General features: G+C 59.2%; 6 protein-coding genes. All 6 read left to right on the forward strand.

Annotated features, from left to right (window positions below):
- Positions 1-211: 211 nt before the first annotated feature.
- The 6 genes from P0D84_RS20335 (at position 212) to P0D84_RS20360 (ending at position 11899) form a co-directional block, all read left to right on the forward strand.
- Positions 212-2386 carry an EAL domain-containing protein gene (locus tag P0D84_RS20335; protein WP_408339321.1) on the forward strand — a complete coding sequence of 725 codons (2175 nt, stop codon included), beginning with the start codon at positions 212-214 and terminating at the stop codon, positions 2384-2386.
- 140 nt (positions 2387-2526) lie between these two features.
- Positions 2527-4155, forward strand: coding sequence for an EAL domain-containing protein (locus tag P0D84_RS20340; protein WP_408339323.1), 1629 nt, complete (start codon positions 2527-2529; stop codon positions 4153-4155).
- Between the two features lie 132 nt (positions 4156-4287).
- Positions 4288-4509 (forward strand): hypothetical protein, encoded by a 222-nt coding sequence (locus P0D84_RS20345; RefSeq protein WP_408339325.1) that lies wholly within the window; start codon positions 4288-4290, stop codon positions 4507-4509.
- Positions 4510-5000: 491 nt separating this feature from the next.
- A complete protein-coding gene (locus P0D84_RS20350; protein ID WP_408339327.1) occupies positions 5001-9458 on the forward strand; it encodes a PAS domain S-box protein in 4458 nt (1485 codons plus the stop codon).
- 22 nt (positions 9459-9480) lie between these two features.
- The gene (locus P0D84_RS20355; protein ID WP_408339329.1) at positions 9481-10644 is read left to right on the forward strand and encodes a response regulator; all 1164 of its coding nucleotides are present in this window, start codon (positions 9481-9483) and stop codon (positions 10642-10644) included.
- A 49-nt stretch (positions 10645-10693) separates the two neighbouring features.
- Complete coding sequence (locus P0D84_RS20360; protein WP_408339331.1) at positions 10694-11899, forward strand: EAL domain-containing response regulator; 1206 nt, start codon at positions 10694-10696, stop codon at positions 11897-11899.
- Positions 11900-12701 lie beyond the last annotated feature (802 nt).

Raw genomic sequence — 12701 nt, forward strand, 5'->3', positions numbered from 1 at the left:
TGAATATCTTCTGGTGGAACCCGGCACCTGCTAACTCGTGAGCAGGTTTTTATATCAACCCGCAAGCCGACGCACCCGATGCTCACATACGTTTCCCCGATCGCCGGTGAGGAGGATAAGTCTTCCGGGCAGCCTCAGCCAGATCGGGATCTGCTCCAGCCGCGACGTGCTCATTTTCCGGTTACCAACACGTCATATAGATAGATACAAAATGAATTGCAATGTCCCGTTTTTCGATCCTGCTGGCCGCGATGCACAGACTGACGGTCAGGCGGCTGGCGGCGCGCGGGTCGGGTCATGTTCGCCCGGCGATGAATCGATGGCCTCGCGTTACCGCATGCTCTACGAATCGACACCCGCCATGCTGCATTCGATTGATGCGCAAGGCCGATTAATTCATGTGAGCGACGTCTGGCTGGCGACGCTGGGATATGCGCGCGACGAGGTGGTTGGCCGTTCTGTGACCGACTTTCTTACGCCGGAATCGCGCGAGTACGCCATACAGACGGCGATTCCTGAATTTTTTCGCGTGGGCCGGTGTGCAGGGATTGAATATCAGCTGATGTGCAAGGACGGCAACGTGATCGATGTGTCACTGTCGTCCGTCGTGCAGCGCGATGCGCCGGGCCGTCATCCCGTTTCGCTGACAGTGATGGAGGACGTGACCGAACGCAAACGCGTACAGCGGGAACTGCTTGCCGAGCATGAGCGCCTGCGCGTGACGCTCGATTCGATTGGCGACGGCGTTATTGCGGTCGATGCCAATGGTCGCGTGGATTACCTGAACCCCGTTGCGGAAAGACTGACCGGATGGACCAGTGCGGCGGCACGCGGCGTGCCGTCGGAGGTGGTGCTCCAGATCGTGGACGCAACGAGCCGGCGGCGCGTGAAGAGCCCGGCGATGCGATGCCTGAGTGGTGGAGCCTTCACCGACGCCGGCGACCACGCCATCCTGCTGGGCCGCGACTGCCGGGAGTATTGCATCGAAAACTCGGCTGCACCGATCAAGAGCACGTCCGGCGAGACGATTGGCGCCGTTCTGGTATTTCGCGACGTTTCCGAAAAGATCCAGCTGCATCGCGAAATGACCTGGCGAGCGACGCACGACCGGCTGACGGGGCTTCTCAACCGTGACGAGTTCGAGCGCCACTTGCAGCTCGCGCTCGACGGCGCGCGTGTCGGTAAGGCCCGCTATACGCTGATGTACATCGACCTCGACCGCTTCAAACTGGTCAACGACGCGGCCGGGCACGCAGCCGGGGACAGGCTGCTCAAGCATGTCGTCGGGATCATCAAGCGGTTCATTCGCAGCGACGACACATTGGCCCGGCTTGGCGGCGACGAATTCGGGCTGGTCGTGAAGGACTGCGGTATCGAGGGTGCCGAGGGCATCGCCCAACGGATCTGCGACACGCTCGATTCATTCCGGTTTCACGAAGGTCCGCAGCATTTCCACGTCGGCGCGAGCATCGGTCTGGTGCCGGTGGACGAGCGCTGGCCAACCGCCGCGCACGTCCTGGAAGCGGCCGATAGCGCGTGCTATGCGGCGAAGGCAGCCGGCAGGAATCGCGTGCATGCGTACCTGGCAGCGGACGAGGTGATCGAATCTCACCGCGAAGACATGCAGTGGGTTCGGCGCCTCGAACAGGCTCTCGACAAAGGGCAGTTCGCCCTGCACTGGCAGCGGATCAACGCGCTCGGTCGCGACGGCGGCGGGGTGCACGGCGAGGTCCTGTTACGGATGATCAACGATGATGGAACGCTGATTCCGCCGGCTCGGTTCCTCGCCCCGGCCGAGCGCTTCCAGATGGCCTCGCGCATCGACCGATGGGTGATCCGGCAGGTGTTCGAGTTCCTGACCATCCACCGTGACAGATGCGCGCATCTGTCCACTGTTGCGATCAATCTGTCGGGCCAGTCAATTGGCGACCGGGATTTCCACCGCTACGTGGACGATCTGATGGAGACGATGGCGATCGATGCGCACAAGATCTGCTTCGAGATCACGGAGACTGCCGCCATCATCAATCTGAACGACGCAACGTCGTTCTTCGAATCCATGCGCGCGCGGGGCGTGCGCTTCGCGCTCGACGATTTCGGCAGCGGCGTATCGTCGTTCGGTTACCTGAAAGCGCTGCCGGTCGACTATCTGAAAATCGGCGGCCAGTTCATCAACGGGCTGGTGGACGATCCTGTGAACCAGGAGGCAGTCCGGTGCATCAGCGCTGTGGCCCGCATCACGGGCAAGAAGACCGTGGCCGAATGCGTGGAGACCGAGGCGGTCGAAGGGCTGTTACGCGACATGGGCATCGACTATGCCCAAGGTTTTCTGCGGCACCGGCCCGCTCCGATTGAGGAAATTTTTGATGCGGCCATCGCGCCGTGATGGCCGACTGGCCATGGCGAAGGTCCGCCAGGCCAGCCACGCATGTCCCGGCATGAAGCCCCAAGCCCCTGACCGGGGCAGGAAGCGCTGGAACCATCTACGACTCCCGGAATGACGCCCACCGTCAATTGAGCGCCGCGATGAAAAAATCTACGCATACGAAAATGAATGGCCCGACCTTCTCGCGGGGGACTGAAAGCTCCCGCTGTGCAGACAAGCGCCTGCCTTCCGTCACACGGGATCGCGCATCCAGACTGGCAGTTACGCTGCTCGCGGCGATATTGCCGCTCGCTCTACCGGCGACGCCGGCCAGCGCTGGCACGCCCTGGGCAGACGCCGGATCAGGCCGTGACGCCTTTGCGGGCGCAGTGCAACGAATCGCCAGGCCGATTCTCCCGCAGCCCCCTGTCGTGCCTTTGCAATTCGGCGCCGTCTGCACGCTTCCCCCAATCTTGCTGACGCCCGCGACGCTGGGAGGGGCAAATGCAGGCCCGATGGAGATCGTAGACATCCGGCAGCTGCATTGCCTCTCGTTAAGCGACACATCAAACGTTGCGCCTGGAGACCTCGTCTCCCTACCAGAAAGCAACGCGATTCAAGCGCCACCAATGATCGCGGGCGCACTTTTCATCTTAAGCAGAGGCCCGTTTAGCGAGGGCAGCGCCCCTCCCGCGCCGGTCTCCTCGCTCGGCGTCACTGTTCGCTCACGAGAATCTGCCAATCCTTCGCTCACGCCGCTTCTGCCAACCGGCTGCGGACAAGCTGACGCATGCGATTGGCACACAACACCTGCACCGCCTGGCGCGGAGACCCGCTCCGTCCGCTTCGGCCAGCCTGGTGCGCACCCGCCCGAGGGCGCAAGGGTCTCCATCGGAGCCAATCTGCTGTCGTGGGTGGGACTATGGCTGGCCTCGTGGCTGGCGCTTCTGGGCCTGTTCGGGCTGGCATGGCTTTTCTACAAACGACGGTTCGCACCCGATGCAAGGCTCATTCGCGCCGCTCGGGCTGGGTTAAGAAAAGGTGAGTTCGGTCTGGAGTACCAGCCGGTAGTCAGCCTCACCGACGGCAGGTGCGTAGGAGTCGAAGCCCTGATCCGCTGGAACAATGCGGAGTACGGCTCGCTGGGGCCAGCGCATTACATGAGCCGTCTCGAGCGCACGGCACTGATCGGCCCCCTCACGCGGTTCGTGCTTTCGACTGCGGCCCGCGAACTCGGACCATTGGCGGCTGACAGTTCCCTGTACATCGGTATCAATGTCTCCAGCTCACATGTGGAGAGCGCAACGTTTGTGTCGGATGTGCGCAGGGCGGCTACAGGGATCCTCTCCCGACTGGTTCTGCACATGCCGGAGAGTCGTTGTGCAAAGCCGACTGCAAATGCCCTCAATGCCTTTGCGGCATTGAGAGCAAAAAAGGTGCGCTTTGCCCTCTCAAATGTCGGCACCGGGCCGGGGAGTCACGACATACTGCCGGCGTTTGCTTTCGAGCTGGTCAAGATCGACCGGCAGGTACTGGCTCTGGACACGGACGAGCGCGGGCGGCGCCTGACAGCGGTGATCAATGTGGCTCGCCGGTTAGGCGCAACTGTCGTTGCGGAGGGTGTGGAAAGCGCTACTCATCACGTGGTGGTCAGCCAGTCAGGAGCCGACTTTGGGCAGGGGTTCTTCTACGGTCGAACGATGGTCCTAAGCCTTCTGCGCACCTTTCTTGAGGCCGGTGGAACGTCACTTCGTGCGCAAAAGGCAAGCGTCCGCGCCTGGGCGTTTTGATGCCCGGAAAATTCATCGGGGAAATCCAGCGGACGTCGGTCCTTGGTCCGCGGACCGGATTCATACTCGCCACCACGTTTGACCGGACTGAATGCGTTCCCCAATCGATTGAGAAAGACGTCGGCAATTGAAATGGATCGCTTTTTTTTTAGACGCGCAAGCGCCGTGCTGTATCTGCTTAACCGTCGGCGCGCGCTGCTCGAAGCAATCACAGTCATGCCGAGCGGCAACATTGAACCGGAGTTTCAGGAGGTCGAATTGATCGAGCAGCTGATACTCGATGTCCGCGCGGGACGCGTCCACGCATTCGAGTTGGACCATCCAAAGGCCGTTACGGTATTCGTCTCGGACTAACGCGCGGTCGTCTGACCGAGTCCTCAGTCAGTTCCTTGATCTCCCTGGCCGCCCCCGCCGAGCGCTGCGCGAGCTGGGTCATGACCGTCGCCGGCTACAGCGACTCACGTGCGAACGCGCGGCCGACTCCCCACTTGAGGCTTCGATGTCGTTATTGAGTCGCGAAGGTCGGGACCAGGGCCTAAAGTTCCCCGCAAAATGGACGTTAAAACAGGTCTGGCACCTTTTACTGTGGCAAAAGAAATAGCTGCCTTGCGGGTGATGCAACGATCACCGTTGGCGGCTCAGCTTCGCATGGACCGCTTTCGTCGGTTGCGGCAATGCTGGCGTGGTACCGGTCCGACTTCCGGGCTAACCTGGCGTGAGACCGGGACTGCCGACGTTGGCGCGTGCTGATGGGCATGGCAACGGGGCCGACCGGCCCGCGCAGCTCAAAACGTCAACGTGCATGAAGTATCTCCCCTGGTCCTGAGCATTGTTCCTGTACTGAAATGGTCGCTTCAAAATTACGCGAATCTGGTGCGCGGACGTTACGCCTGCTACGGATGGGCCGTTGCAGCCTGATTCTGATTGTGGCGCTGTGGCTCGCGTTGGGAACGTTCACGGCGTGGGATGCGCGCACTGAATTGCAGAGCGTCGATGCCCAGACAGAGACGCTAGCCGATGCGCTCGCCGCTCATACGAGCCGCGTGTTGCGAGAGGCTGACCAGCTTGCTGCCTTGATCGCCTGGCAAGCGCAAAGGCATGGCGTAAGCGTCCCGTTAGGAGACTACGTCAGTTCAGGATTGTTCAAGCTCGATGTTTCTGAACAGGTATCCGTGATCGACAGGCACGGAATCGTTCGTTCATCGACGATACCCGGCTTCACCCCCGTCAACGTGGCCGGCCGCGAACACTTCACGGTTCACGTCAACGATGCCAGTTCGCGCCTGTTTATCGGGAAGGCTGTGATCGGACGCGTCAGCGGCAAGCCGTCGATCCAGTTATCACGCCGGATTGACGATGCCGCCGGCAACTTTCTCGGGGTCGTGGTTATTTCGATGGCCCCGTCCTGCCTCACGGAGTTCTACGACGCCTTACGCATTGGCAACAGGGGATTGATATGGGTCGTCGGTACCGGCGACTTTGTAACGCGTGCTCGCCGCAGCGGTTCTGCAAACGCCACCGACCTTTACTTGCCTCCACAGAATCCGCTGCGCACAGCCTTGACTCGCGCGCCCAGAGGGCAATTTAACTATCTCAGTCCGGTAGATGGCGTCGAACGAGCGGTCAGTTACCAGACGTTGGCGGACTATCCGGTTGCGGTCGTCGTTGGATTTTCGACGTCCGATTTTCTGCACTCATTCCGTGCCCGGACAACCGCCTTGTTCGCGGCGGGGGGCCTTTTAACCATATTGATTCTTGTTGCCGGGGCCAAAAGAGCTCGCCTACTCGAAAAGATGAGGGTGGCCGCTGAACGCGAGCGCGACGCGAACGAGTTCAAAATCCTGAAGGCGCAGAGGATAGAATCACTCTTCGCGGCCATACCCGATGCGGCTGTAGGATTCTCCGTTCAAGGGGAGATTGACGGCTTCAACCCACACCTGCTTACGCTGCTTGGATGGACGACGCACGAGCTTGCCCGTGCGACACCTACCCTGCTGACCTCGGCTTTCTTCCGGCAAGATCAGGGCGCCGACCGTACGGAAAAAGCCTTGCGCTTCGCCTCGATGCTTTGCGACAAGTCCGCTGAAGGCTCTGTCAGTGCGGTGTTCCGGCTTGAAGTGCCCCAGCCAGTCGTCTACGAACTGCGCGTCGAGAGGCGATATGGCTCGTCCACGGGAACCGTCGCATTGATCCGGGATATCACTGAGCAATCCAGGATCAACGATAGCGAGCGAGATCTCGACAGTACATTGCACGCCATCGGTGATGCTGTCGTGTCAGTCGATGAACACGGTTGCATCAAGCGAATGAACTCTGTTGCGGAGAATTTCTCTGGCTGGCTCAGTCCTGATGCTATCGGGAAACTCCACAGCGAAGTGTTTCCATTCGCCAGCGTCACGACTGGCTGTCATGCGGCGGTGCCGGTGGAAGACGTCCTGAAGACAGGGCAACTGCTCCGCCTCGGCGATCGCCGAACGCTCATCTCGCGGGAGGGTGAAAAACGGAATGTCGCGATCAGCGCGGCTCCCATCCGGGATTCCGGCAATCGCGTCAGCGGCGTGGTGCTTGTCGTGCGCGATGTCAGTCATGAATATGCGAGCGAGCAGGCGCTGCTGCGAAGCGAAGCGCGTTATCGTCGACTTATTGCATTGTCTCCGTATGCAGTGTTTCTGGCTCAAAATCGGCAGATAAGGTTTGCCAATCCGAAAGCCCTGGAAATGCTTGGCGCGCATACGGCGCGACAGATTGTCGGACGGTCCGTCCTTGATTTCCTGCATCCCGACAGCATCCCCATTGTCGAGGAGCGCATAGCCAGGATGCGAGAGAAACGCACCGTGGCACCCCCCATGGAGGAAAAGTGGCTTCGGCTCGACGGATCAACGTTCATTGGCGAGGCGATGGCAGTACCCTATGAAATCGATGGAGCGCCAGGTGCCCTCGTTATGCTGCAGGATATCAGCAGCCGCAAGGAAGCCGAGGCGGAACGGGACCGGTTCTTTGCTCTCTCACTTGATCTTACCTGCATTATTGCGGAGCCAAGGGGACATTTCAAACGGGTCAATCCTGCTTTTTCCAGAGTGCTCGGGTGGACCAGCGAGGAGTTGCTTTCCCGGCCTTTGATTGAATTCGTCCATCCCGATGATCGTGAGATGACGCTGCGGGAGATAGAACTACATCGCTCGGGCGACCCGATAGACCATTTCGAGAACCGCTATTTGTGCAAGGATGGATCGTCTCGCTGGCTGGCATGGAAGGCGATACAACTGGATGGCATTGTCTACGCTACGGCACGAGATGTTACGGAGAGCCGTAGCGCAACCGAACAGCTCGAGCAGGCAAGAGCTGAAGCGGAGGCAGCGTCGCGGACCAAAAGCTCTTTTCTTGCAACAATGAGCCACGAGATCCGGACGCCGATGAACGGCGTCATCGGCATGACTGACGTCCTCGCCCGGACTGCACTGACTCCGGATCAGGACGACATGGTCTCCACCATCCGCGAATCAGCCAACTCACTTCTGACGATCATCGACGACATTCTGGATTTTTCGAAAATCGAAGCGGGGCGCCTTCAGATCGAAAGTACACCGGTCGCCATCGTCGACCTTGTCGAAAACGTCAGCACTTCTCTGACGCCTGTAGCTAAAAGGGCCGGTGTCCGACTCGCCACCTTCGTTGCACCCGACGTACCAGACGTTGTGCTCTCCGATGACACGCGGCTGAAGCAGTTGCTCTACAACCTCGTTGGCAACGCGATTAAATTTTCGGGTGGCCGTCCGAGCAAGGCCGGTTCCGTGTCTGTTCGGCTCGACCTGTCGCGCGAAGCGCCGCTCGAAGTGAGTATCCAGGTCGCGGACAACGGCATCGGTATGTCCAGGGAGACGCTGGCCGGGCTCTTCACGCCATTCAGTCAGGCAGAGGTGTCGACAACCCGAAGATTCGGCGGGACTGGGCTTGGCCTTGCCATCTGCCGCCGGCTTGTGGATTTGATGGGAGGAGACCTATCGGTACTCAGTACGCTGGGCGAAGGTTCAACGTTCACCGTCCGCCTGCCGTTCGACGTGCCCGTAGCCCAGCCATCGTGCGAACGGTCAGACCTGAACGGTGTCTGCTGCGTGGTAATGCGCTCGACGAGCTACGACTTCGACAGTATTTGTGCGTGGCTGCAACGTGAACGGGCCCAGCTTGCGGTGGCAGATGACTTGAGCGGCGTCGAGCAGGCGATACAGAATTCCCGTCTCCCGGTCCTGGTTGTGAGGGAGGATCTCGGCGACCTGTCAGCGTCGCGAGTTTTCGGTTCAGGCGATAGCGCTCCCATATTGGTCTCTGAGTTGCGGATCGTACCTGGTCTTCGTTGCGCCGCCCGTGCGGAACGCCACAGCGTCGTTGTCATCGGCTCCGAGGGATTGCGACGGAAGTCGCTGAAGGATGCCGCGCTGCTGGCGGTAGGTCGGTCCACCGCCGACATTGCCGCAAGTGTGGTAAGGGTCGGCCAGGATAGGGACGAACCGCCAATGACCGTCGCTCAGGCGCGCGAAGATGGGCGACTCATTCTCGTCGCGGAAGACGATGAAATCAATCAGAAGGTCATTCTGAGGCAGCTCGCGCTTCTTGGACATGTTGCCGAGGTTGCCGGTGACGGTACGGAGGCGTTGGATCTCTGGCGTACTACCCGTTACGCACTGCTGCTTACCGACCTCCATATGCCGAAGATGGACGGGTACGAACTCGTGGAGACCATCAGACGCGAAGAACAAAGCGAGCTGCGCTTGCCCGTCATCGCCCTGACGGCAAATGCAATTCAGGGCGAAGCCGCGCGGGCAGCTGCCCTCGGTATGGATGGGTATCTGACGAAGCCATTGCAACTCAGCCGGTTGCAGGCGGTACTTGAACAGCACTTTCCGGCCCGGGAAGCCTTACGTCTCAAAAAAATGCGGTCTGTCCAATTGAATGAAACAGACTCCGCCGCCGTGGTGGACATCGATGTCCTGAAAAGTATCGTGGGCGACGACGCAGACGTCGTGCGCGAGTTACTCGGAGACTATCTGAAATCTGTCCGGAATCTTGCGACAGAACTGCGCACGCATTGCGCACAGGGACGCGGCCGCGAAGCGGGTTCGGTTGCGCACAAATTGAAGTCATCCTCCCGCTCGATCGGTGCTATCGCATTGGGCGACCTTTGCGCACAGCTGGAAAACGCTGGTAAAGCGGGAGACCTTGCCACGTTGGCTAGCTGGGTCCAGCAGTTCGACGCTGCGCTCGTTGCGGTTGAACAAGCGATTGCGCATCTGCTCGAGACAACCTGATAAAAATGACAATTGCCCAAAAATGTTAGAAGCTGACTTCTCTGCGCAAAACGCCCCGATTCTTGTGGCAACCGAAGCCGTGGCTGACGCTGAACTCGTCGTGACACTGCTGAGCGACGAATTTCACAATGTCCGGCTCTCGATCAAGCCCGAACATGCGGTCAGCGATTTCGAAGCGCATCGACCCGCTGTGCTGATTCTCGCCTTTGACACGCTTGAAGCGGCCCAGCAGTACTACCTTGGCCTTTACCGGCTCAGTAAGGTGGCCCACGCCGTGCCACACCGCACGCTGATCCTGTGCTCGAAGAACGAGCTCTGGCGAGTGTATGAGCTGTGCAAGAAAGAACACTTCGACGACTATGTGCTGTTCTGGCCAATTACCAATGATGCTCCGCGCCTGCGGATGGCGGTGCACCACGCATTGCAACGTGCGAAAGCAGCGTCGCTGAACCCGGTGACCGTGAGCCAGCTGGCCGTCCGGGCTCGCCCCCTCGCAGCGCTTGAACCTGAGTTGACACAGTATGTGTCGCAGATCGGACAGCATGTCGACGTTGCCAGACTTACCGTCAGGCAGGCAGAACACGCACTCAACGGGGCTTTCGACGAGTTGCTGAAGGAAGTCCCCGCCGAGGCCGGGTCTCACCTGAGTAGCGGTCTCGATCGTGTCAAAATGGATAACATGCGAAAGCACTTTCGGTCCATGGTGCACGCGATCGAGGCTTTGCGCGGGCTGGCCACTGACGCGGGACGGAGCATCGGTGCACGTCTGGCACCGGTGCGGGCGATGCTGGAGCTCGCTGGGCAGGTTCGCCCGGTGGTGTTGATGGTGGACGACGATGAGTTTCAGCAAAAGCTGGTGGCGCGCGCTCTCGCGGGGCAGAACATCGACCTGATATTTGCGTCGTCTGCAGCCGAAGTCATGGGGTTGCTATGGCAGCACCGGCCAAACGTCATTCTGATGGATGTGGGGCTGCCTGATGTCGACGGAATCGAGGCGACCCGCCGGATCCGGGACATCGCGAACTTTTCGGACATACAGATCATTATGGTGACGGGGCATAGCGAACGCAACGTCGTCGTCGAAAGCCTGAGGGCTGGGGCCGCCGACTTCCTGGTCAAGCCTCTTGACAGGGTCAAGTTGCTCGACAAGCTACACACGTTTATTCCGGTAACTACATCGCCATGAGCGCTGCTACCCGCAGTGCAAACGAAAGCTCTCCCGAACGGCGGGTGGAATGAACGAGTCTCCAAAGAAAAGCAAAATCCTCGTGGTCGACGACGAGCCATTCGCACTCAAGCTGCTTGAAAGGCAACTGACTCAACTGGGTCACGAGGTGATTCCGTACGAAAACGCAAGAGAAGCGCTCGGCATCCTGGAAGCGGGAGACCACGTCATCGATGTGGTGTTTTCCGATTTGCAGATGCCCGTGATGGATGGTGTCGACTTCGTGCGACAACTTGTACGGGCGGGATATAACGGGCACCTGGTGCTCGTGAGCGGAGAGGATCCGAGAATACTCAAAAGCGCGGAGAAGCTGGCATCGGCACACGGGCTACGCGTGCTGGGCTCTCTATCGAAACCAGCGACGCGCGAGCAGGTGCAACAACGTCTCAAAGCGCCAGCGACCGCAGAGTGCGAACCGGCGAAGCCGCAGGACGTGCCATACCAACTGCACGAGCTGTGTGCGGCGATCCTTGAAGGCCAGCTCGTAACTTATTATCAACCACAAGTTGCCCTGTCCACCGGGTCCTTGTTGGGGGTCGAAGCGTTGGTCCGCTGGCAGCATCCGCGCGACGGACTCGTTACGGCAGACCGATTTGTCAACCGGATGGAGCGCTACGGACTGGTTGACGAACTCATTCGTGCAGTTTTGCCGGCAGCGTTGAGGCAGGCTGCTGAGTGGCAGCAAGACGGCATCGACTTGCGACTTGCCGTCAATCTATCGATGGACAATCTGACATCGCTGGATTTCCCGGATTTCGTAGTCGACGCGGCACAAGCCACTGGCTTTTCCCTGTCGAAACTGATCCTGGAGATTACTGAGACACGGTTGATGCACGATCGGCTCATATCGCTCGATATCATGACGCGGTTAAGACTCAAACGCATCAGTCTGTCGATCGACGATTTCGGCACCGGTCACGCGTCACTAGCGCATCTGCTAGACATTCCGTTTGACGAACTCAAGATAGATCGAACCTTCATCCATAGCGCATGCCATGATGAATCGCGTAAAGCCATCGTGAAGGCTAGCCTTTCACTTGCACGGCAACTAAATTTGAGCACTGTTGCGGAAGGAGTTGAAAACGCGGAAGACTGGCAGTTCCTGCGAGCTACCTCGTGCGACGTTGCACAAGGTTATTTTATCGGTCGACCGATGCCTGCGGACCAGTTGCATCAATGGCACGCCGAGTGGAAATGCCGTTATGCAAATCTGTAATCATTTTTTAGCATCTGGAAACCAACTTGCCGGCGGCCTTCTACGGTTGTCTAGCTCCGTTTAGACACATCGAGCTTGCAAGTTCGAAGCCCGGTTGCCCGATCGCCCGATCTGCGCCGCACATGTTTGGCCGTAGTCGAGCGTGCCCAACCGCGCGTACCTGCATGAGGTGCCGGTTCTCGGAGGTCAGACGATGTTTCCCGCTGCTGTCTGTATGGACGGTTAGCCGCGCCGTCGTATTTGTGCTTCCCATTGATAGGGACCGCGCTTGCGAAAAGTTGCCATCTATCGTGCCGGTGTGGGTCGGTGTGGCAATATTGTGGCAAATACGCGTTGAATTAGCTATAAGTGCCTTCATAGCTAGCCGCATTTTTACATTCGCAATGCGAAGGTCGGAAGTTCTATCCTCTCCGCTCAGCAGAATCCTTAAGGTTGGTACGCCGAACGGTACCGAGCTTCCCGACAACGACGCCAGCCTTCGCTCCGCGTGATTACGCTTGGAACACAACAGAGGTCGCGACCCGAGCGCGCTGACGTTTCGTCATAATATTGTTAGCAATACTATTTAATCTGCTCAGACCCATCATTCAGCAAATCCGGTGCACCGTGGTTAAGGTGGGTCCGCAAAACAAAAAGGGCTACAAGCGAATCGCTTGTAACCCTTTCAACTTATTGGCGCAGCGCGGATGACCGGAACAGTCGCGCTACGGATTAAGAGGCCACCGCTCTTGCTTGACCTTTCGCCCCGCCTGCCAGTCGCAATAACTGACGTCCGCGTGTGCGGTCACTTAGCTCGATTACC

Source organism: Paraburkholderia sp. RL17-337-BIB-A (assembly GCF_046025895.1).
Classification (GTDB): domain Bacteria; phylum Pseudomonadota; class Gammaproteobacteria; order Burkholderiales; family Burkholderiaceae; genus Paraburkholderia; species Paraburkholderia fungorum_C.